This window comes from Halomonas sp. LMYGS-3 (assembly GCF_059509875.1).
The window spans coordinates 14258-34701 of sequence record NZ_JCAKFQ010000023.1 but is presented as its reverse complement, the minus strand read 5'-3'; the positions used below and the strand labels follow the sequence as shown (position 1 = coordinate 34701).

General features: G+C 66.8%; 19 protein-coding genes and 7 tRNA genes. 12 read left to right on the top strand and 14 right to left on the bottom strand.

The genetic code is table 11. From position 1 onward, the window contains the following. The first annotated feature begins 1 nt into the window (after nt 1). The 5 genes from merA (at nt 2) to istB (ending at nt 6238) form a co-directional block, all read left to right on the top strand. The gene (gene merA, locus AC5W54_RS17580; RefSeq protein ID WP_495963389.1) at nt 2-1408 is read left to right on the top strand and encodes a mercury(II) reductase; all 1407 of its coding nucleotides are present in this window, start codon (nt 2-4) and stop codon (nt 1406-1408) included. Between the two features lie 268 nt (nt 1409-1676). Then, nucleotides 1677-1952 carry a metal-sensing transcriptional repressor gene (locus AC5W54_RS17575; protein WP_495963388.1) on the top strand — a complete coding sequence of 92 codons (276 nt, stop codon included), beginning with the start codon at nt 1677-1679 and terminating at the stop codon, nt 1950-1952. A 36-nt stretch (nt 1953-1988) separates the two neighbouring features. Then, nucleotides 1989-3359 (top strand): MFS transporter, encoded by a 1371-nt coding sequence (locus tag AC5W54_RS17570; protein ID WP_495963387.1) that lies wholly within the window; start codon nt 1989-1991, stop codon nt 3357-3359. 568 nt (nt 3360-3927) lie between these two features. Beyond that, nucleotides 3928-5466, top strand: a complete 1539-nt coding sequence (gene istA / locus AC5W54_RS17565) for an IS21 family transposase (protein ID WP_495963386.1) — start codon at nt 3928-3930, stop codon at nt 5464-5466. A gap of 16 nt (nt 5467-5482) precedes the next feature. Then, the gene (gene istB / locus AC5W54_RS17560; RefSeq protein ID WP_495963385.1) at nt 5483-6238 is read left to right on the top strand and encodes an IS21-like element helper ATPase IstB; all 756 of its coding nucleotides are present in this window, start codon (nt 5483-5485) and stop codon (nt 6236-6238) included. 158 nt (nt 6239-6396) lie between these two features. Here the strand turns inward: istB and AC5W54_RS17555 are convergent. The 7 genes from AC5W54_RS17555 to AC5W54_RS17525 all read right to left on the bottom strand — a co-directional run bounded on the left by AC5W54_RS17555 (nt 6397) and on the right by AC5W54_RS17525 (nt 10847). After that, a tRNA-Ser gene (locus tag AC5W54_RS17555) sits at nt 6397-6484 on the bottom strand. A gap of 129 nt (nt 6485-6613) precedes the next feature. After that, nucleotides 6614-7117, bottom strand: coding sequence for a YiiD C-terminal domain-containing protein (locus tag AC5W54_RS17550; protein ID WP_495963384.1), 504 nt, complete (start codon nt 7115-7117; stop codon nt 6614-6616). Between the two features lie 14 nt (nt 7118-7131). Further along, the gene (locus AC5W54_RS17545) at nt 7132-7692 is read right to left on the bottom strand and encodes a nitroreductase family protein (protein ID WP_495963383.1); all 561 of its coding nucleotides are present in this window, start codon (nt 7690-7692) and stop codon (nt 7132-7134) included. A 73-nt stretch (nt 7693-7765) separates the two neighbouring features. Then, nucleotides 7766-8602 carry an NADPH-dependent 7-cyano-7-deazaguanine reductase QueF gene (queF, locus tag AC5W54_RS17540; RefSeq protein ID WP_495963382.1) on the bottom strand — a complete coding sequence of 279 codons (837 nt, stop codon included), beginning with the start codon at nt 8600-8602 and terminating at the stop codon, nt 7766-7768. A 13-nt stretch (nt 8603-8615) separates the two neighbouring features. After that, complete coding sequence (locus AC5W54_RS17535; protein ID WP_495963381.1) at nt 8616-9389, bottom strand: ABC transporter permease; 774 nt, start codon at nt 9387-9389, stop codon at nt 8616-8618. After that, nucleotides 9386-10348 (bottom strand): ABC transporter ATP-binding protein, encoded by a 963-nt coding sequence (locus tag AC5W54_RS17530; RefSeq protein WP_495963380.1) that lies wholly within the window; start codon nt 10346-10348, stop codon nt 9386-9388. The genes AC5W54_RS17535 and AC5W54_RS17530 overlap by 4 nt, the downstream gene beginning before the upstream one ends. Nucleotides 10349-10415: 67 nt before the next feature. Next, complete coding sequence (locus tag AC5W54_RS17525; protein WP_495963379.1) at nt 10416-10847, bottom strand: MarR family winged helix-turn-helix transcriptional regulator; 432 nt, start codon at nt 10845-10847, stop codon at nt 10416-10418. Between the two features lie 90 nt (nt 10848-10937). On the opposite strand from AC5W54_RS17525, the gene AC5W54_RS17520 reads away from it, so the two are divergent. Then, on the top strand, nt 10938-11504 hold the full coding sequence (locus AC5W54_RS17520) for a YIP1 family protein (RefSeq protein ID WP_495963378.1): 567 nt from the start codon (nt 10938-10940) through the stop codon (nt 11502-11504). 184 nt (nt 11505-11688) lie between these two features. On the opposite strand, the gene AC5W54_RS17515 is transcribed toward AC5W54_RS17520, so the two are convergent. From AC5W54_RS17515 to AC5W54_RS17490, 6 genes are all read right to left on the bottom strand, one after another. Then, nucleotides 11689-11763 (bottom strand) — tRNA-Gly (locus tag AC5W54_RS17515). 27 nt (nt 11764-11790) lie between these two features. Further along, a tRNA-Glu gene (locus AC5W54_RS17510) sits at nt 11791-11866 on the bottom strand. 4 nt (nt 11867-11870) lie between these two features. Continuing rightward, nucleotides 11871-11945 (bottom strand) — tRNA-Gly (locus AC5W54_RS17505). A 40-nt stretch (nt 11946-11985) separates the two neighbouring features. After that, nucleotides 11986-12061, bottom strand: a tRNA-Glu gene (locus tag AC5W54_RS17500). Between the two features lie 93 nt (nt 12062-12154). After that, nucleotides 12155-12229: transfer RNA gene (locus AC5W54_RS17495), tRNA-Gly, on the bottom strand. Nucleotides 12230-12252: 23 nt separating this feature from the next. Further along, a tRNA-Glu gene (locus AC5W54_RS17490) sits at nt 12253-12328 on the bottom strand. A gap of 201 nt (nt 12329-12529) precedes the next feature. Here AC5W54_RS17490 and msrB point away from each other — a divergent pair. The 6 genes from msrB (at nt 12530) to AC5W54_RS17460 (ending at nt 19167) form a co-directional block, all read left to right on the top strand. Next, nucleotides 12530-12931 (top strand): peptide-methionine (R)-S-oxide reductase MsrB, encoded by a 402-nt coding sequence (gene msrB, locus AC5W54_RS17485; RefSeq protein WP_495963377.1) that lies wholly within the window; start codon nt 12530-12532, stop codon nt 12929-12931. 81 nt (nt 12932-13012) lie between these two features. Further along, nucleotides 13013-13978: a ribosome biogenesis GTPase YlqF gene (gene ylqF / locus AC5W54_RS17480; protein ID WP_495963376.1), complete on the top strand. Its 966-nt coding sequence runs from the start codon at nt 13013-13015 to the stop codon at nt 13976-13978. Between the two features lie 44 nt (nt 13979-14022). Next, nucleotides 14023-15252, top strand: coding sequence for a pyridoxal phosphate-dependent aminotransferase (locus AC5W54_RS17475; RefSeq protein ID WP_495963375.1), 1230 nt, complete (start codon nt 14023-14025; stop codon nt 15250-15252). Nucleotides 15253-15369: 117 nt separating this feature from the next. Then, entirely contained in the window at nt 15370-16272 is a 903-nt protein-coding gene (htpX, locus tag AC5W54_RS17470; RefSeq protein WP_495963374.1) for a protease HtpX, read from the top strand. 141 nt (nt 16273-16413) lie between these two features. After that, a complete protein-coding gene (locus tag AC5W54_RS17465; RefSeq protein ID WP_495963373.1) occupies nt 16414-16917 on the top strand; it encodes a putative pterin-binding protein in 504 nt (167 codons plus the stop codon). A gap of 3 nt (nt 16918-16920) precedes the next feature. Continuing rightward, a complete protein-coding gene (locus AC5W54_RS17460; RefSeq protein ID WP_495963372.1) occupies nt 16921-19167 on the top strand; it encodes an ATP-binding protein in 2247 nt (748 codons plus the stop codon). A gap of 21 nt (nt 19168-19188) precedes the next feature. Here AC5W54_RS17460 and pdxB read toward each other — a convergent pair whose 3' ends face one another. Next, entirely contained in the window at nt 19189-20352 is a 1164-nt protein-coding gene (gene pdxB / locus AC5W54_RS17455) for a 4-phosphoerythronate dehydrogenase PdxB (RefSeq protein ID WP_495963371.1), read from the bottom strand. Nucleotides 20353-20444 lie beyond the last annotated feature (92 nt).

Genomic DNA, 20444 nt, shown 5'->3' with positions numbered 1-20444 from the left:
CATGAGCAGAGGCGAGACCCTGCATATCGCCGTGATCGGCAGTGGCGGTGCCGCCATGGCGGCCGCCCTGAAAGCCGCCGAGCGCGGCGCTCGAGTCACCCTGATCGAACGCGTCACCCTCGGTGGCACCTGCGTCAATGTCGGCTGCGTGCCCTCGAAGATCATGATTCGTGCCGCGCATATTGCCCACCTGCGCAAGGGAAGTCCCTTTGACGCGGGCCTGAGCGTCCAGACACCGGTGGTGAATCGTCCGGCGCTGCTGGCTCAGCAGCAGGGGCGAGTCGAGGCACTGCGCCAGACCAAGTACGCCGGGATACTGGCCGACCACCCCACCATCACCGTCGTGCAGGGTGAAGCCCGCTTTGTCGATCACTACACCCTGAGTGTGCGCCTCAGGGAGGGGGGCGAGCGGACCATCCGCTTCGACCGGGCCTTCATCGGCACCGGCGCCCGCCCCGCCATCCCGCCGGTGCCGGGGCTCGCCGAGACGCCCTACTGGACCTCTACCACTGCGCTGGCCAGCGACATCATCCCCGCACGACTGGCGGTGATCGGCGCCTCGGCGGTGGCCGTGGAGCTGGCCCAGGCCTTTGCCCGGCTGGGCAGCCAGGTCACGCTCCTCGCCCGTCGCCGCCTGCTGTCCCGGGAGGATCCTGCGGTGGGTGACGCCCTCGAGGCCGCCTTCCGCGCCGAAGGGATCGAGGTGCTCAACGAGACCCAGGCCCGTCGCGTCGACTACTGGCACGGCGACTTCGTGCTCGACACCGACGCCGGGAGCCTTCGCGCCGACCGCTTGCTGGTCGCCACCGGCCGCACTCCCGATGTCGGGAGGCTGAACCTGGACACCATCGGGGTGAAAACGGTGCAGGGAGCCATCGTCGTCGACGATCGCCTGCAGACGAACGCTCCCGATATCTATGCCGCGGGCGACTGCACCCACCTGCCACAGTACGTCTACGTCGCCGCCGCCGGCGGTAGCCGAGCGGCGATCAACATGACCGGCGGTGACGCAAGATTCGACCTCAGTGCCATGCCGGCGGTGATCTTCAGCGACCCGCAAGTGGCAACGGTGGGGTTGACGGAGGCCGAGGCCAGCGCCCGTGGCCTCGACGCCGAGAGCCGCACCCTGCCCCTGGACAACGTGCCGCGCGCACTGGTCAACTTCGCTACCACCGGCTTCATCAAGATCGTCGCCGAACGCGGCAGCGGGCGCCTGCTCGGCGTGCAGGCGGTCGCCGGTGAGGCCGGCGAGCTCATTCAAACAGCGGTCATGGCGCTGCGCGCGCAGATGACCGTAGAGGACATCGCCGATGAGCTGTTTCCCTACCTGACCATGGTCGAAGGACTCAAGCTGTGTGCCCAGGCCTTCACCAGGGACATCACGCAGCTGTCCTGCTGCGCGGCATGACACCTCGTCAACGGGCAGCGGCGCGCTCCCCGAAAATGCCATTCTCGTAATAAGGACATCGGCTATCGCCGTTCCTTGTGGTCATTGCCGGCCGGGCCGTTATGAGGCTTATTGGGGTGTCCGCTCCAATTGGGCCACCTCGGTACTGCCTTGACGGGGTGTCCACTGCGCCTGGGCGAGATCGGTGCTGACCGGGGTCATTGGCAAGGCGCCGGCAGGCGTCTAATATCCTCTCCAGGGGGATAGGAATCAACACAGGAAGCCGAGCATGACATCACCTACCCACCAGACGCACCCCGACATCATCAAGCGCCTGAGCCGCGCCCGTGGGCACCTGCAGAGCGTGACCCGGATGATCGAGGATGGGCGTCCCTGCCTGGACATCGCCCAGCAGCTTCACGCCGTGGAGAAGGCCATCCAGCAGGCCAAGAGGACCCTGGTGCAGGACCATATCGACCACTGCCTGGAGGAAGCCCTTGGCCCCTTGAGCCTGACGCAGCGCGACCGAGTCGAGGAGTTCAAGACGATCGCCCGCTACCTGTAAGCCTTATGGGGCGCCACTGCCCCTCGAGGAGCTCCCATGTTCGACGTGCTCGCCCACCGCATCTACCGCCATCTGTTCCTGGCCCAGGTCATCGCGCTGCTCGGCACCGGATTGACCACGGTCGCCCTCGCGTTGTTGGCCCATGAGTTGGCCGCGGGGCAGGCGGGGGTTGTCTTGGGCACGGCCCTGGCGATCAAGATGGTGGCCTACGTGGGCATTGCTCCGCTGGTGGGTGCCTATGCGGCGCGCCTGCCCCGCCGCTGGCTGCTGGTCAGCCTGGACCTGCTGCGCGCGGCCGTGGTCTGCGCGCTACCCTTCGTCACCGAGGTGTGGCAGATCTATGTGCTGATCTTCCTGCTCAACGCTTGCTCGGCGGGCTTCACGCCGGTCTTCCAGGCGACGATCCCCGACATCCTGGAAGACGAGGGGCAGTATACGCGGGCGTTGTCGCTGTCGCGCCTCGCCTATGACCTGGAGAACCTGCTCAGCCCCCTGGCCGCGGCGGCACTGCTGTTGGTGATGGGTTTCGATGTGCTGTTCGTGCTCAACGCCCTGGCGTTCCTGCTCTCGGCAGCCCTGGTGGTGTCGGTGACGCTGCCGTCGCCTCGCCCCGTGGCGGAAGCACCCGGTGTCTGGCGGCGCGTCTCCCACGGCATGCGGATCTACCTGAAGACGCCCCGACTGCGCGGGCTGCTGGCGTTGAACCTGGCGGTCGCGGCCGCCGGGGCCATGCAGATCGTCAACACCGTGGTGGTCGTGCGCTCCGCCCTGGGCCTGGGCGAGCGCGAGGTGGCCTTGGCCTTCGCGGCGGCCGGTGGGGGCTCCATGCTGGTGGCCTTGCTGCTGCCCAAGGTCCTGGATCGGGTGCGCGAGCGTCCGCTGATGCTGCTGGGTGGCGCCCTGATGACGCTGAGCCTCTTTCTGGGCGTGCTCGGTCCCGGGTTCGCCGGGCTGCTCGGGCTGTGGCTACTGCTGGGTGCCGGCGCCTCGCTGGTCATGACCCCCACCGGACGCCTGCTCAAGGGGTCATGCCAGCCGGAGGACCGGCCGGCGCTGTTTGCTGCGCAGTTCTCGCTGTCACACGCCTGCTGGCTGGCCGCCTACCCGCTGGCGGGCTGGATGGGGACGCACCTGGGGCTGGCCGGTACCTTTGCCCTGTTGGGAACGTCAGCACTGGCGGCGACGGGGCTCGCGGCCCTTGTCTGGCGCTCCCATGACCCGATGGTCCTCGAGCACGAGCACGCCCCGATGGCCCACACCCACCTGCACTACCACGATGAGCACCATCAGCACGAGCACGAGGGATGGGAGGGGCCGGAACCCCACAGCCATCCCCACCTTCATCCGGGAGGCCGGCATCGGCATGCCTTCGTGATCGATGGCCATCATCCGAGATGGCCGGCGTGACATGACACAGGGGACGCAGGGAAGCCCTGCTCCACCTCCACCTCCACCTCCACCTTCCCGAGAAACTCGTTACTCGCGGCCGTCCATCACCGGGAAGCGGGTGACAGGCGAACGGCCCAACTCCATGTAAATTCGTCTACCAACATGCCGTCGAGTTATGCGGGCCAATTTTTCATGTCGCCTGACATCCCCTGTCAGGGGTTACCCGTTGGGGTCGAGTGAATGCTTGTGATCCGTGGGAGGGGGTGCGGGCCCCGGTCCTGGTGACGTGGATCTCTCGGTATCCTTCCCGGATCACGCCTGCGATTTGCCTCTATGAGGCAAATCAGAGTGAGGTGCGTATTCCGCGCCATCGTGACCGACCATTCCGATCTATCGTGACCGATCATTCCGGGCCAACGTGACCGGCCATTCCGTTTCATCGTGACCGATTTCGGCCTCCTTTCCGGAATCCGCGGTCACGATGCCGGAATCACCGGTCACGTTCCCGGAATCTCACCTAACTCGCTGGAATGATTCGGACTTTTACGGCATACCCCTCCTTTTGTCTTTGCCCCTGGAGGGGGACATGCCAGCACCGAGGATTCCCATGCGAACCATCACCGAGGTGTTGCGCCTCAAGTACGACGCCGGCCTCAGCCACGAGAAGATTGCGCGGGCCTGTGGCCTTTCCAAGGGCGTGGTCAGCAAGTACGTCAGCCTGGCGCAGGTCGCCGGCATCACCTGGCCGCTGCCGGACGGCACCGACGAGGCGGCGCTGGAGGCGCGGCTGTTCCCGGCCAAGACGCCGCCGGTGCGCTTCACGGCACCGGACTACTTCCAGGTCCACCAGGCGCTCAAGCGCAAGGGCGTGACCCTGCAGCTGCTCTGGGCGGAGTACGTGGAGGTCCACGGCGACAAGGCGCACCGCTACAGCCAGTTCTGCCATCACTACCGGGCCTGGCGTGACCGTCAGCGGCGCAGCATGCGCCAGGTTCACCGCGCCGGCGAGAAGCTCTTCATCGACTACTGCGGCCCGACCGTACCCATCATCAACCAGGCCACCGGCGAGGTGCGTAACGCCCAGGTGTTCGTGGCGGTGCTAGGGGCGTCCAACTACACCTACGCCGAGGCGACCTGGAGCCAGGCGCTGCCCAACTGGATCGGCTCCCACCAGCGTGCCTTCCAGTTCCTGGGCGGGGTCCCCGAGCTGCTTATCCCGGATAACCTGAAGAGCGCCGTGACGCGGGCCTGCCGCTACGAGAGCCAGCTCAACACGACCTACGCCGAGATGGCGCAGCACTACCAAGTCGCGGTGCTGCCGGCGCGGCCCTACAAGCCCAAGGACAAGGCCAAGGCGGAGGCCGCCGTGCTGCTGGTGGAGCGCTGGATCCTGGCCCGCCTACGCCACCACGCCTTCTTCACGCTGGCCATGCTGAACCAGGCCATCCGCGAGCTGCTCGACGACCTCAACCGACGGCCCTTCCAGGGCCGCGAGGAGAGCCGGCGCGACCTGTTCGCGGCCATCGACCGGCCGGTGTTGCGCCCCCTGCCGGAGACGCCCTACGAGTACGCGGAGTGGCGCAAGGCCAGGCCCGGCATCGACTACCACCTCGACATCGACAAGCGCCTCTACAGCGTCCCCCACAGCCTGGTGGGCCAGGTGCTGGAGGTGCGTCTGACCCACGCCGTGGTCGAGGTATTCCACAAGGGGCAGCGGGTGGCGGCGCACCCCCGCCATGCGCCGGGGCGTTTCTCGACGCTGGCCGAGCACATGCCCAAGCGGCATCGGGCCCATCGCGACTGGTCGCCGGGGCGCTTCCTGGAATGGGCCAAAGGCATCGGCGTCGCCACGCTGGAAATGACCCAGCGACAGCTGCAGGACCGCCCCCATCCCGAGCATGGCTACCGCGCCTGCCTGGGCTTGTTGCAGCTCAGCCGGCGCTACGGCAAGGACCGCCTGGAGCAGGCCTGTGCCCATGCCCTGGCGATCCCCACCACCCGCTACGCCAGCGTGGCCTCGATCCTCAAGCAGGGGCTGGATCGGCAGCCGATGCTGCGACTGCCCGAGACCCCTGACGACCTGCCGCCCCACCCCAACGTGCGCGGTGCCGAGTACTACCACTGACCCGAGGAAACGACCGATGATGACTCAGCCCCTGCTCGACACCCTGCGCCACCTCAAGCTGACCGGCATGCATGACGCCCTGGCCCACCAGCTCACCCAGCCGGACACCTACGACCTGCCGTTCGAGGACCGCCTGGGCATGCTGCTCGACCGCGAGGTCCTGCACCGCGACAACCGCCGCCTCGATCGGCTGCTGAAGGCCGCCAAGCTGCGCGTGACGGCCTGCGTCGAGGACATCGACTACCGCCACCCCCGCGGCCTGGAACGCGGTCGCATGGCCCCGCTGGCGACCGGCGAGTGGATCGGCCAGGCGCTCAACCTGTGTATCACCGGCCCCACCGGGTGCGGCAAGACCTGGCTGGCCTGCGCCCTGGGCAACCAGGCCTGCCGGCAAGGGTACTCGGTGCGCTACCTGCGGGTGCCACGCCTGTTCGAGCAACTGCGCATCGCCCAGGGTGACGGCTCCTACGCCCGGCTGATGGGCCAGCTGCAGAAGACCGAGCTGCTGATCCTCGACGACTGGGGGATGCAGAAAATGACCGCCCCGCAGCGGCAGGACCTGATGGAGGTGATCGAGGATCGGCACGGCCGGGGCTCGACGCTGATCGCCAGCCAGCTGCCCATCGAGCACTGGCACGACTACATCGGCGCCGCGACGGTGGCCGATGCCATCCTGGACCGGCTGCTACACAGCGCCCACCGCCTGGCACTCAGAGGAGAATCGATGCGCAAGAACACCGCCCCGCCGGCGGAAGCAGTTGACCCATCGTGACCGGTCAGCTTACAAAACCAGAGCCAGCGAGAGAGCGGTGAGCAGATCGGTCACGATCGCCGGAATGACCGGTCACGTTCGCCGGAATACGCATGAGGGGACTGCTTTTGTTGAGGCAAAGAAAAAGCCGCCATAATCAGCGGCTTTTCACTATTCTGTGGCGGAGGGGGAGGGATTCGAACCCTCGAAGCCTTTCGACTTACACACTTTCCAGGCGTGCTCCTTCGACCACTCGGACACCCCTCCGCATTGTGATTCTCAAGTCGAAACGCTGAAAACCGCCGTATCGCAACGGCGCGCCATCTCCTTCAGAACGGCGCATATGCTAACGGCTTAAGTGCGCGATTGCAAGCCGCTTTTTCTGCAACCGGCCGGTCAACCAGCGGGCAGCACGGCAAAGTCGCCGCGGGCCTCGAGGCACAGGGTGTCGCCGCACCAGAGCTTCTGGACCAGGGCGATGCGCCCCCGGCCACGGCCGGCGAGCCCTTCGGCCAGCTTGACGGGGCCGTCGTCATTCTCGGGCATGCACACCAGCCGGTAGTCGCCGGTGACCGGCGCCAGGAAGCGCTGGCTGGCCTCGGCCACCACCACGTCCCGGGCCAGGCTGTGACGACGCAGCCAGAGCGTGGTCCAGCACCAGCCGAGGAGCGCGGTCTGGGCGGCCAGGGCGCCGCCGAAGCCGGTGCCCTTGTCGTTGAGGCTGGGGGCCAGATCGAGCTCCCAGATCAACTGCTCCTCGTCGCGCCACATGGAGCGGATGCCCAGGTGCTCGACCATGGGGATCGCCTCGGCGAGCCAGTCCAGGAAGCGGGCCGGGTCGTCCTCCCGGCCGGGAGCCGGCAACGGCAGGCGTGGATGGGGAATTCCGGTCTGACGCATGGTGCTCCTCCCGGCTAGTTCCAGTGCTCGACGAAGTCATCGATCCGATGCTCGGCCAGCGGCTTGTGGCGGCCGGCGAGTTGGCCCAGGTAGAGAAAGGCGACGATCTCGTCCTCGTCTCCCAGGCCGAGCCCCTTGCGCACGGTGGGATCGAAGGCGTACTTGCCGCTGCGCCACATGGCGCCGAGCCCCAGGGCATGGGCAGCGAGCATGATGCCGTGCGCCGCGCAGCCGGCCGAGATCACCTGCTCGATCTTGGGCACCTTGGGCACGTCCGGGGTGACGCGGGCGATCACGGCGATGATCAGGGGCGCCCGGAGCGGCTTCTTGCGCGCGGCGTCCAGGGTCGCGTCCTCGCTGTGCGGATCCTCACGGAACTCGGCCTCGGCGAACAGCTCGCCCAGCCGCGTGAGGCCCTCGCCGGAGAACTCGATGAAGCGCCAGGGGCGCAGCTCCTTGTGGTCGGGGGCGCGCAGCGCCGCCCGGTAGATCGCCTCTAGCTGCTCGGGGCTCGGCGGCGGGCCTGTCAGCTTGCCCATGGAGCTGCGCTCGTGCAGCAGAGTCATCGCGTCCATGTCGCTCTCCTTGTCGGCGGCGCTTCGCCGCCCTCGGTTACCGTTTTCGCTGTCAGGCACTTTACCCAAGGCGTTACTGGCGTGCCAGCCGCAGCGGCTCGGGTGGACGCTCGCCGGGGGTACCGCGCCAGGGGCTGATGTCGAGCCCGCCACGGCGCACGTAGCGCGCCAGCACCAGCAGCCGCTCGGGCCGCGCCCTGGCCATCAGATCGGTGAAGATATGCTCGACGCAGTGCTCGTGGAAGTCCTGGTGCTGGCGGTAGCCGATCAGGTAGCGCAGTAGTCCCTCGCGATCGAGCTTCGGCCCGCGGTAGCGGATCAGCACGCTGCCCCAGTCGGGCTGACCGGTGACCGGGCAGTTGGACTTCAGCAGGTGCGAGTAGAGCGTCTCCTCGACGATCTCGTCGCCGACCCGCAGATGCCCGGCATCGGGCGTGTAGGCATCGATCTCGAGGTCCAGGTCGTCCAGGCACTCGCCGGGCAGACGCCGCACGGCCAGAACCTCGTCGTCGACATCGAGCAGTTCGACGGCAACGGGCGCCCCCGCGGCGGCGGAAAGATCCGCCACCAGGGTGTCGACCACCCGCTCGCGGCGCTCGAAGCGGGTCTGGTTGAAGCTATTGAGATACAGCTTCCACGACTTGGACTCGATCAGGTTCGGCGACTCGGCCGGCAGGCGGAAGCGCGCCACGGCGACGATGGGCTTGCCGCGGGCGTTGAGCCAGGAGACCTCGAAGGCGTGCCACTCGTCCTCGCCGACGAAGGGCAGCGCGCCCTCCTCGAGGCCCAACGGCGCGCGGTTGGCGGCGCGGGCGATGGGATAGAGCAGCCCGGCATCATAGTGTTCGGGGTAGGCGGACTCGCGCCCCAGGGGCGCATGGGCCAGCGTAGCGGGACGTTCAGCGTTCATGAGAATCCTGGAATCAGCTCCGTATGCCCTTTCCATTCTCCAGCATCCACAGGGCGATGGTGAAGAGCAGCGTGATGAAAGCGACGATCGCGGCCAGTGCCCAGCCCACCGGGATGTCGGAGACCCCGAGGAAACCGTAGCGGAAGACATTGACCATGTAGAGGATCGGATTGAGCATCGACACGCCCTGCCAGAAGGTCGGCAGCAGCGAGATCGAGTAGAAGACCCCGCCCAGGTAGGTCAGCGGGGTGAGAATGAAGGTCGGGACGATGGAGATGTCGTCGAACTTCTTGCCCAGCAGGGCGTTGATGAAGCCGCCGATGGAGAACAGCGCCGCGGTGAGCACCACCACGCCGACGGTCAGCAGCGGATGCGCCACGCTGATGCGGGTGAAGAACAGCGAGACGAGGGTGACGATCACCCCCACGCCCAGGCCGCGGGCCATGCCGCCCAGCACGAAGCCGGAGAGGATCACCCAGTTGGGCATCGGCGAGACCATCATCTCCTCGACGGAGCGCTGGAACTTGTTGGAGAAGAAGCTCGAGGCCACGTTGGAGTAGCTGTTGGTGATCACCGCCATCATGATCAGCCCGGGGACGATGAAGTCCATGTAGGTGAAGCCGTCCATCTCGCCGATGCGCGAGCCGATCAGGCTGCCGAAGATGATGAAATACATGGTCATGGTGATCGAGGGCGGCAGCAGGGTCTGCGGCCAGATCCGGGTGAAGCGCTTGATCTCCTTGTGCACCAGGGTCCAGAGGGCGATGGCGATCTGGGTCGGGCTCATGCACTGGCCTCCCTGGCCCTGGCGGCGGCAACCGCCGCGTTGCCCTGCTCCACCATGGAGACAAACATCTCCTCGAGACGATTGGCGCGGTTGCGCATGGACACCACCTCGATGCCCTGCTCGCCCAGGGCGGTGAAGATATCGTTCATGCGCTGGCCGCGGTGCACCACCACCGCCAGTTGGGCGCTGTCCACCTTGCTGACCTCGAACCCCTCGATCGCCGGCACCGCCTCCAGCGGACGCGCGAGGTCGAGCAGGAAGGTCTCGGTATCGAGCTCGGTGAGCAGGTCGCGCACGCTGGTGTTGCGGATGATCTCGCCGTGGTTGATGATCGCCACGTTGCGGCAGAGGCTCTCGGCCTCCTCGAGGTAGTGGGTGGTCAGGATGATGGTGGTGCCCTCCTCGCGGTTGATGCGGCGCATGTACTCCCACATGCTGCGACGCAGCTCGATATCCACGCCGGCGGTGGGCTCGTCGAGGATCAGCAACCTGGGACGGTGCATCAGCGCGCGGGCGATCATGAGGCGGCGCTTCATGCCGCCGGAGAGCATGCGCGCACTGCCGTTGCGCTTGTCCCACAGGCCGAGATCGCGCAGCAGCCGCTCGGCACGGGGCAGGGCCTCGCGGCGCGGCATGCCATAGTAGCCCGCCTGCGCCAGCACGATATCGAGCACCTTCTCGAACTGGTTGAAGTTGAACTCCTGGGGCACCACGCCCAGGTGGTACTTGGCACGGGCGAAGTCGCGGTCGATATCGATGCCGAAGATCGAGACCCGGCCGTCGGTCTTCTGCACCAGGGAACAGACCACCCCCAGGGTGGTGGACTTGCCGGCGCCGTTGGGGCCCAGCAGGGCAAAGAAGTCGCCCTCGGCGACATCGAGGTCGATCCCCTTGAGGGCCTGGAAACCATTGCCGTAGACCTTGGTCAGGCCGCGGATGGACAGTGCCGGTTCGGCCATGAGCGATCCTGTCGGTTGAGCGATATCATCGAAAGAGCCTCAGGACATTGGGGTACGAGCAGAAACTTCAAGGCTCGCCCTGCCAGCCGGGCAGGTGAAACTCCTGCTGCAGGTGACGCAGCTCGGGCTGATGCTGTGCGGCGATGCGCGCCACCAGCTCGCTTCCCTTCGCGAGCAGGTGTACCTCCATGCACCGCCTGTCGGTGCGGCCGGGGCGGCGCTCGACCAGCCCGACGTCCTCACAGCGCCCGACCAGTGCCACGGTGCCATGGTGCTTGGCCTGCAGCCGCTCGGCCAGTTCCCCCACGGTCGCCCATTCCCGCCCTTCGAATCCCTTGAGGTGCAGCAGGAGTTGATACTGCAGCGGAGTGAGGCCATGCTCGCGACAGATGTCCTCGCTATGGCGCTGGAAGCAGCGCAGCCGATAGCGGAAATGGGAGAGTCGCTCGAAATCCTGCTTGGTCAGGAGATCGGGGCGGGATTCGCCCGGGCTGGTCATGGTGACCTCCTCGCTTGACACCCCGTAGCATGACAACTGGCCAATATCATAACATGATATAAATCGACGGCGCGTCTCCGGAGGAGCCTCATGAATGTTTCGACCATTCTCTTTCTGCCCTTCTCCCGCACCGCGGGCTGGAAGGAGCTCCAGCAGCGAGACGTCTCGATCCCCGCCCTGGTGTGGCTGGTCGTGGTGCCGCTGTCGCTGCTGCCGCCGATCATGCTCTACTACGCCGGCACCCACTATGGCGACGACTTCGTCCCCGGTTTCGGCGACCGTCCCTGGCGCCATATCGCCACCATCCTGTTCCTCGCGGAGCTGCTGACCTTCTTCACCATGGGCTGGCTCATCCATACGGTCGTCAACAGCCAGGAGATGTCGATCAGCTACCACGATGCCTATCTGCTGGCCGCCCTGGCCCCGCTGCCGTTGTGGGCGTCCGCCGTGGTGCTGGCAGTGCCCAGCCTGCTGCTCAATGCGTTGGCGGTGGTGATGGCACTATGCATCTCGTGCAGCCTGATCTATCACGGGCTGCAGGGGCTGTGCCAGCATCCGGATGACGAGGATGTAGCGGCGATGACGACGACCTATACCGTCATGGCCGCCGGCGGCCTCGCCTGGGGGCTGCTGATGGCGATCGTCTGGATGTACTGATACCGAAAGGGAGTGACTGGAGCGGGAAACGAGATCGACGGGGCTGCCGTCAGCCGGACCGGCGCACCGGCTCGTGACCCGAGCCTTGGCCTGGCGGTGTTGGCGACATGGAGCGGGAAACGAGATCGATCGGACCGGCGCACCGGCTCGTGACCCGAGCCTTGGCCTGGCGGTGTTGGCGACATGGAGCGGGAAACGAGATTCGAACTCGCGACCCTCGCCTTGGCAAGGCGATGCTCTACCACTGAGCTATTCCCGCTTGTCGGATGCCGCGATGCGTGCGAAGTGGCGTCCCATAGGGGGTTCGAACCCCTGTTCCCGCCGTGAAAGGGCGGTGTCCTGGGCCACTAGACGAATGGGACGAACTGGAGCGGGAAACGAGATTCGAACTCGCGACCCTCGCCTTGGCAAGGCGATGCTCTACCACTGAGCTATTCCCGCAGGTCTCGCAACGCTTGATCGCCTGGGCGATCACCGGAAGTGGCGTCCCATAGGGGGTTCGAACCCCTGTTCCCGCCGTGAAAGGGCGGTGTCCTGGACCACTAGACGAATGGGACGCATTGGAGCGGGAAACGAGATTCGATCGGACCGGCGCACCGGCTCGCGACCCTCGTTCTCCTACCCCTCCACCGTAGTGGAAGTACCGAAACTGGAGCGGGAAACGAGATTCGAACTCGCGACCCTCGCCTTGGCAAGGCGATGCTCTACCACTGAGCTATTCCCGCGCTCCGGCACCTGATGAGTCGAGTGGCGTCCCATAGGGGGTTCGAACCCCTGTTCCCGCCGTGAAAGGGCGGTGTCCTGGACCACTAGACGAATGGGACGCAATGCTCGGCTCGTCGAGGTGGCGCGTATGTTACTGAGCGCCCTGAAAGCTGTCAAGCACGGGCCAGGCCGTCGTTGAACTGGCGTGACCGATGAGCGAAATCCCCTGGCATGGGGGTGGGGAGATGATGCCACAATGATGAAGACATCGACTCGGTGGCCGATGCCGCCCCTGACCAGGCCAGACCAGGAGAGACGCCATGCGAAGGAAGATCGAGAAGAGTGATGCCGAGTGGCGCGCACAGCTGACCCCGGAGCAGTACCGCGTGACCCGCGAGAAAGGCACCGAGCGCCCGTTCAGCGGCGACCACCGGGTCAGCGACGAGCACGGCATCTACCACTGCGTCTGCTGCCACGCTCCGCTGTTCGAGAACGAGCACAAGTTCGACGCCGGCTGCGGCTGGCCCAGCTTCGACCGCCCCCTGGTATCGGGCTGCGTCGAGGAACAGCCGGATACCTCCCACGGCATGCAGCGCACCGAGGTGATCTGCGCCCGGTGCAACGCCCATCTGGGGCATGTCTTCCCCGATGGCCCGGCCGAGACCACCGGACTGCGCTATTGCATCAACTCGGTGGCGATCCAGTTCCATGCCGGCGAGTAGGCGACTGGCCTGACCTGAAACGGGCGACCGTCTGGTATGATGGTCGCCCGTTTCATTTTCAGGCTCGCAGGAGTGGCTCCGATGCTCGGCTGGTACCCGGGACACATGAACAAGGCGCGCCGGCAGATCACCGAGGCGCTGCCGGAGATCGACGTGGTGATCGAGGTACTCGACGCCCGACTCCCCTACTCCAGCGCCAACCCCATGCTCGCCGAGCTGACCCGCCACAAGCCGGTGCTGAAGATCTTGTCGCGTGCCGACCTGGCCGACCCCGAGCGCACCCGGGAGTGGGCCGCCCACTTCGACGCCCAGGCCGACACCCGCGCGCTGCCGGTGACCACCACCAACGCCCGCGACCTCAAGCGCATCCCCCGGCTGTGCCATGAGCTGGCGGGCCAGGTGCGCGCCGATCGCGATGTGAGAGTCATGGTCATGGGCATCCCCAACGTCGGCAAGTCGACCCTGATCAACGGCCTGGCCGGGCGCAGCATCGCCAAGACCGGTAACGAGCCGGCGGTGACCAAGCGCCAGCAGAAGGTGCGCATCGCCGGCCGTGTGGCCCTGATCGACACCCCCGGGGTGCTGTGGCCGAAGATCGAGGACCAGGCCAGCGCCTACCGCCTGGCCGCCAGCGGTGCCATCCGCGACACTGCCATCGACTACGTGGATGTGGCCGTGGTCACCGCCGCCGAGTTGGCCAGGCGTTATCCCGAGGCGCTCCGCGCACGCTACAAGCTCAAGGCGCTGCCCGCCTATGCCGCCCACCCCGAAGCCGAGCGTGTCGAGGCCGACGGCCCGCGGCGGATCGACCTGCTGGCACTGGCCGGCTTCGACGGCCACGCCATTCTCACCGAGATCGCCGGCAAGCGCGGTGGCCTGCGTCCCGGCGGCGAGGTCGACCTGCACCGCGGTGCCGAGGTACTGCTGCATGAACTTCGCGACGGCAAGCTCGGCCGGCTGACGCTCGAGACCCCGGCGGACATCCTCGAGCCCGAACCGGCCGCTGACGCCGAGGAAGATGGCCCCCGGCCCCGCGACCCCGCATAATCACACCTTCGTACCCGCCATTTCCTGCCTGGACACTGGAACACATGGACACCACCCCGATCCGGAAATCGCACAAGCTCCACAACGTCTGTTATGACATCCGCGGCCCGGTGCTCGACCACGCCAAGCGCCTGGAAGAGGAAGGCCAGCGCATCCTCAAGTTGAACATCGGCAACCCCGCCCCGTTCGGCTTCGAGGCCCCGGAGGAGATCCTCCAGGACGTGATGCGCAACCTGCCTACCGCCCAGGGCTACTGCGATTCCAAGGGGCTCTACTCGGCGCGCAAGGCGATCATGCAGGAGTGTCAGCGCAAGAACATACCCAACGTGGGCATCGAGGACATCTACATCGGCAACGGCGTCTCGGAGCTGATCGTGATGGCCATGCAGGCGCTGCTCAACGACGGCGACGAGGTGCTGATCCCGGCCCCCGACTATCCGTTGTGGACCGCCGCGGCCAACCTCTCGGGTGGCCATCCAGTGCATTATCTCTGCGACGAACAGGCCGACTGGGCACCCGACCTCGACGATGTCCGCGCCAAGGTGACCGGCCATACCCGCGCCATCGTCATCATCAACCCCAACAACCCCACCGGCGCCCTCTACCCGCCGGAGGTGGTGCGCGGGCTGCTCGACATCGCCCGGGAGCACGACCTGGTGGTGTTCTCCGACGAGATCTACGACAAGATCCTCTACGACGACGCTGAGCATATCTCCACCGGGGCGCTGGCCTCCGAGGACCAGTTGGTGGTGACCATGAACGGGCTCTCCAAGAGCTACCGTTGCGCCGGCTTCCGCTCCGGCTGGATGATCCTCTCGGGCCACCTGGCCAAGCAACGCGCCGACGACTTCATCCAGGGCCTGACCATGCTGGCCTCGATGCGCCTGTGCGCCAACGTGCCGGCCCAGCACGCCATCCAGACCGCACTGGGTGGCTACCAGTCGATCAATGACCTGATCCTGCCCGGGGGACGCCTGCTGGCCCAGCGCGATATCACCTTCGACAAGCTCAACGCCATCCCCGGGGTCTCCTGCGTCAAGCCAAAGGGCGCGCTCTATGCCTTCCCGCGGCTCGACCCCGAGGTGTTCAACATCCGGGACGACCAGCAACTGGTACTCGACCTGTTGCTGCAGGAGAAGATCCTGCTGGTCCAGGGCACCGCCTTCAACTGGCCGGACCCCGACCACGTGCGCATCGTCACCCTGCCCTGGGCCGACCAGCTCGAGGATGCCCTGGACCGCTTCGCCCGCTTCCTGTCGCGCTACCGTCAATGAGCGCCGTGATCACCATGCTTGAAACCCAGCGGGCGAGACCGTATCTAAGCAACAGCTTCTGGACGCCGCGACCGTCGCGGCACCTCCCCTTGCGCTGATAACTGGAGAACCGGCAACATGATGAGAATCCTGCTCTTCCTGGGCACCAACCTGGCGGTGATCATCGTCGCCAGCATCACCCTGCGCCTGCTGGGAGTCGAGGGCTACCTGCGTGGCCAGGGCATGAACTTCAACGCCCTGTTGATCTTCTGCTTCATCGTCGGCATGGCCGGCTCGATGATCTCGCTGTTCATCTCCAAGTGGATGGCCAAGCGCAGCACCGGCACCGTGGTGATCGAGACACCCTCCAATGCCACCGAGAAGTGGCTGCTCGACACCGTGGCGGAGCTCGCCCGCGACGCCGGCATCAAGACCCCGGAGGTGGGCATCTTCCCCGCCCAGCAGTCCAACGCCTTCGCTACCGGCTGGAACAAGGACGACGCCCTGGTGGCGGTCTCGGCCGGCCTGCTCAACCGCATGCGCCCGGAAGAGGTGCGTGCGGTCCTGGCCCACGAGATCGGCCACGTGGCCAACGGCGACATGGTCACCCTGGCCCTGATCCAGGGCGTGGTGAATACCTTCGTGATGTTCTTCGCCCGCGTCGTGGCCCACCTGGTCGACCAGTTCCTGCGCAGCCGCAGCGAGGGGGCAGGGCTCGGCTTCATGGGCTACTTCGCGGTGGTGATCGTCGCCGAGATCGTCTTCGGCATCATCGCCTCGGCCATCGTCGCCTGGTTCTCGCGCTTCCGCGAATACCGCGCCGACGCCGCGGGAGCCAAGCTCGCCGGCTCCGGTGCCATGATCAACGCCCTGGCACGGCTCAAGGCCGAAACCGAGATGCCCGACCAGATGCCGGACACCCTGACGGCCTTCGCCATCACCACCGGCCAGACCCGCAAGATCATGGAGCGGCTGTTCGCCAGCCACCCGCCCCTGGATGACCGCATCCGGGCGCTGAAGGAAGCGGCCTATCGGCAGTGAAACCGCCTCCCCCATGACATCGGGCCCGCGACTCTGGCGGGCCCGATAGGTCTCGGCCCCTCGCCCGGCGAGCGTTGACGGCCCGAGTGCAGGGGCCGTCTTATACTAGGGAGCTCAGCCTTCCCTGCCATGGACGACACAATGCGCCATCTCTTCTGGATCGTCTCGCTACTCCCCGGCTTCGCGGTCGCCTCGGCAGCGGCACTGGAAGTCCCGCAGGGACCAGTCCTGCTGACGGTGACCGGTCACATCGAGCACACCAACGTCGGCGATGAGGCCCACTTCGACCGCGAGATGCTGCTGGCCCTGCCCCAGCGCGACACCACCACCCGGACCCCCTGGCACGACGACATCGCCACCTTCTCCGGTCCCCTCGGCCGCGCCCTGCTGGAAGCGGTGGGCGCCGCGGGCGAGATGCTGCGCATCACGGCGCTGAATGACTATGCCGCCAGCGTGCCGGTGCAGGACCTGATGGAGTATGACGTCATCCTGGCCCTGTCCATGAACGGCGAGCCGCTCAGGGTCAGGAACCAGGGGCCGCTGTTCGTCATCTACCCCTTCGACGAACACCCCCACCTGCTCAATGAACAGGTCATGACCCGCTCGGTATGGCAGGTCAAGCGCATCGACGTACGACTCGACTGACCCATGAGCCGGACGCCGCCCACCAGCACGCTCCGATACAGGATCGCCTTCTTCGCCGCCATCCTGCTGTTTCTGTCCGCCCTGGTCACGGCCGGCGCGGTCTACCAGCGGCAACAGCAGCTCGAGAACCGGATGCTCGAGAACTTGACCTGGGCGACCTACCAGTTCGATCGGGAGGTGCGCGAGCTGAGGATGACCCTGAGTGACCTTCCCGCCGAAGGGGACGAGGACCTGCTGCTTCGCTACGAGATCCTCGTCAGCCGCGTCAATCTCTTCGGCCAGGGCGAGCTCAGGCAGGCGGTGGCCGGCACCCCCTTGACCGATGCCCTGCGGGAGGCCATCGAGCGCGTCCACGCCCTGGCCCCCCTCCTCACGACGGTCGCCTCGGGCGAACACCCACTGGACAACCAGCGACGCCACCGGATCGATGCCCGACTCGGCGAGCTCCAGCAGCTCACCTCGTCCCTGCTGCTCGATATCAATGCCCACGTCGGCAGGCTGCGGACCTCCGAACGCGACGACCTGGTGAAGCTCTACGCCGTGATGCTCATGCTGATCGTGCTGCTGATGCTCTCGGGTATCGTGCTGGTGGTCGCGTTGATCCGGGAGGGGCGCGAGCACGCCCGCAAGACGCGCATGCTGGAGAATCAGGCTCGCGAACTCGACGACGCCGCAAGCCGGGCCGAGCAGGCCAGCCAGGCGAAATCGGAATTCATGGCGGTCATGAGCCACGAAATCCGGACGCCGCTCAACGGCGTGGCGGGTGTCGCCGACCTGCTGACCGATGAGCCGCAGAGCGAACGCGGGCGGGCGCTCGTCGCGTCGCTCAATGACAGCGCCCTGAGCCTGCAGGCCGTCATCAACGACGTGATCGACTACACGAAATTCGAAGCCGGTTCCCTCGATCTGGAGACCGAGCCCTTCGATATTCGTGCCTTCATCGAGCAGCTCTGCCGTGGCTACCGGCTGCGGAGCGAAAAGCGCTCCATCCATTTCCACTGCCGGGTGGAGGACGACGTCCCCGCCTGCCTCGAAGGCGACATCAACCGCCTGCGCCAGATCTTGATGAACCTGCTGAACAACGCCTTCAAGTTCACCGATGCGGGTACCGTCGGCCTGACGGTGGCACTCGCCGATGGCGATGGCATACGCTTCTCGGTGAAAGACTCCGGCTGCGGCATCCCCGCAGACCGCCACGAAGCACTGTTCAAGCCCTTCTCTCAGGTCGACAGCTCCATCGCACGCCGTCATGGGGGCTCCGGCCTGGGGCTGGCCATCTGTGACCGGCTGGTGACGGCCATGAAGGGTCGCATCGGTGTCGAGAGCCACCCGCATCTGGGCAGCCACTTCTGGTTCACCGTCCCCCTCCCCACGGCCGATACCATGCCCCTTGTCTCCAGCCTTTCCACCTGTGCCATCGGTGAACTGCCCCCCCTGCCCCGGGGACGAGTGCTCGTGGTCGAGGATCAGGCCCTCAATCGCGACATCGTCTGCGCCATGCTCGAAAGCCTGGGGCAGACCGTCCTGCTGGCGGAGAATGGCGAACAGGCCCTGGCCATGCTGTCGTGTCAGGACGTCGACCTGGTCTTCATGGACATGCAGATGCCGGTCATGGACGGTGTGACCACCACCCGGCACTGGCGCGAGAAGGAAAGCCGCCTCTCGACGACCCGGCTGCCCATCGTGGCCATGACGGCGAACGTGATGCCCGCCGACAGGCAGCGCTGCATGGACGCCGGCATGGACGAGATGATCTGCAAGCCCTTTACCCGCCGCGACCTCTACAAGGTACTGGCCCACACCCTGAACGCCACACCCGGTGCCGATGCCTCGCCCGCGCCGCCACCGGGCAGCGCGGAACTCGGTAGCCAGGCCGGCGACACGGTGGATGGTGAAGCGCTGCTGGACGAGCGGGTAGTCGCGGAACTGACGGACTCCCTCGGCCGTCACGGCCTCGGGGAACTCAACGCCCGGTTCCTGGCCCTGTTACCCGAGCAGCAGCAACGCATGGCCGTGGGAATCGCCGAACGAGACCGCCGCACCCTTTTCGAAGCGGCCCACGCCCTCAAGGGTGCCGCCGCCTCGATGGGCTGCCACGCCCTCGCCCGGGCAGCGGCCCGGCTCGAACGGGACGCCGGGCAGGCCGACTTCGCCTCCCTCGGCGACGCCGTTGCCCACCTCGAACGCCTCGGGCAGGCCAGCGTCGACGCCCTCGGGTGCCGGGACCCGGCCAGCAGCGACGATGCCTGATCCGTCTCGGCCCCCTGCCTTTCAGGCCGGCGCGCCATCGTGTTCACGAACCGCGAAGCCGGCACCTGCCAGCAGAGCGGCCAATCCCCGGGCTTCCCCGCCCAGCTCGATCCCCAGGGTCGAGAACTCGCGGCGCAGCGGATAGCGGGCCCGGCAGGCATCGAATCCCCTGGCCATGCCTTGACGGCGCGACTCGCGCAGCAGGCTGTCGTGATCGCGGCGTACGTCGTGGACCGCACGGGCACAGAGGCGCAACGCCTCCTCGGCTTCGAGCCCACCCCGCAGCACCAGGCGCGACACCGGCGGTGGCGGCAGCAGGTCGGCGAGGCCCACCCGCGCCGGCAGGCCGAGGTGCCGGGCCAGTTCCCGGTAGACCCGATGGGTGCCACGCAGCTTGCCATCGAGGCTGTGGCCGGCGATGTGCGGCGTGGCGATCGCCGCCAGGTCGTGCAGGGCGGCGTCGATGGCGGGCTCGCCCTCCCAGACATCGAGCACGGCAGTGATGTCACCCTGCCCTGCCAGGCGCTGGCGCAGTGCCTGGCCATCGATGCAGTCGCCACGGCCGGCGTTGAGCACCACCGTCCCCGGCGCCAGCTCGGCGATCCGCTCGGCATCCAGCAAGTGATGGGTGGCGTGGGGCCCGTCGGCGACCAGCGGAGTATGCAGGCAGACCACGTCGCAAGCGTCGATCAACGCCGCCAGGTCGACGAAGCCCTGTGGCCCTTCCCGTTCCGCCCGGGGGGGGTCACAGGCCAGGCAGTCGATGCCCAGGCGCTCGAGACGCCCGAGCAGCCGCCCGCCGACGTTGCCGGCCCCGACGACGCCGACACGGCGTTCGGCCAGTCGCCAGCCCTGACGCTCGGCCAGGGTCAGCAGGCTACCGAGGACGTAGTCGACCACCGCCTCGGCATTGCAGCCTGGGGCACTGGCGAAGGCGATGCCGTGGCGTGCCAGCGCGGCCCGATCGACATGATCGGTGCCGATGGTACAGGTGCCGACGAAGCGCAGCCGCGAACCGGCCGCGATCATCGCTTCGTCGACCCGGGTGATGGAGCGCACCACCAGGGCATCGGCGTCGCCCACGGCCGCGGCATCGATCTCGCGGCCCGGCAGGCGGATCACCTCGCCCAGCCCACCGAAACAGGCGTCTGTGGCGGGCACATTGGCATCGACGACGATTCTCATGGCTGGCTCCCGGTTCCCTGGATGGCACGACTTGTTCAGATCGCACGAGGCCTTACAATACCTCCCCAGCCACTACATGACACTTCGCTGCT

Coding starts and splice junctions, on each gene's coding strand:
- ylqF (WP_495963376.1), top strand. CDS start 13,013: ATGCTCGGCTGGTACCCGGGACACATGAACAAGGCGCGCCGGCAGATC.
- AC5W54_RS17520 (WP_495963378.1), top strand. CDS start 10,938: ATGAATGTTTCGACCATTCTCTTTCTGCCCTTCTCCCGCACCGCGGGC.
- pdxB (WP_495963371.1), bottom strand. CDS start 20,352: ATGAGAATCGTCGTCGATGCCAATGTGCCCGCCACAGACGCCTGTTTC.
- AC5W54_RS17460 (WP_495963372.1), top strand. CDS start 16,921: ATGAGCCGGACGCCGCCCACCAGCACGCTCCGATACAGGATCGCCTTC.
- queF (WP_495963382.1), bottom strand. CDS start 8,602: ATGAACGCTGAACGTCCCGCTACGCTGGCCCATGCGCCCCTGGGGCGC.
- AC5W54_RS17545 (WP_495963383.1), bottom strand. CDS start 7,692: ATGGACGCGATGACTCTGCTGCACGAGCGCAGCTCCATGGGCAAGCTG.
- AC5W54_RS17535 (WP_495963381.1), bottom strand. CDS start 9,389: ATGAGCCCGACCCAGATCGCCATCGCCCTCTGGACCCTGGTGCACAAG.
- AC5W54_RS17570 (WP_495963387.1), top strand. CDS start 1,989: ATGTTCGACGTGCTCGCCCACCGCATCTACCGCCATCTGTTCCTGGCC.
- AC5W54_RS17550 (WP_495963384.1), bottom strand. CDS start 7,117: ATGCGTCAGACCGGAATTCCCCATCCACGCCTGCCGTTGCCGGCTCCC.
- AC5W54_RS17475 (WP_495963375.1), top strand. CDS start 14,023: ATGGACACCACCCCGATCCGGAAATCGCACAAGCTCCACAACGTCTGT.
- AC5W54_RS17530 (WP_495963380.1), bottom strand. CDS start 10,348: ATGGCCGAACCGGCACTGTCCATCCGCGGCCTGACCAAGGTCTACGGC.
- AC5W54_RS17525 (WP_495963379.1), bottom strand. CDS start 10,847: ATGACCAGCCCGGGCGAATCCCGCCCCGATCTCCTGACCAAGCAGGAT.
- istB (WP_495963385.1), top strand. CDS start 5,483: ATGATGACTCAGCCCCTGCTCGACACCCTGCGCCACCTCAAGCTGACC.
- istA (WP_495963386.1), top strand. CDS start 3,928: ATGCCAGCACCGAGGATTCCCATGCGAACCATCACCGAGGTGTTGCGC.
- AC5W54_RS17465 (WP_495963373.1), top strand. CDS start 16,414: ATGCGCCATCTCTTCTGGATCGTCTCGCTACTCCCCGGCTTCGCGGTC.
- AC5W54_RS17575 (WP_495963388.1), top strand. CDS start 1,677: ATGACATCACCTACCCACCAGACGCACCCCGACATCATCAAGCGCCTG.
- msrB (WP_495963377.1), top strand. CDS start 12,530: ATGCGAAGGAAGATCGAGAAGAGTGATGCCGAGTGGCGCGCACAGCTG.
- merA (WP_495963389.1), top strand. CDS start 2: ATGAGCAGAGGCGAGACCCTGCATATCGCCGTGATCGGCAGTGGCGGT.
- htpX (WP_495963374.1), top strand. CDS start 15,370: ATGATGAGAATCCTGCTCTTCCTGGGCACCAACCTGGCGGTGATCATC.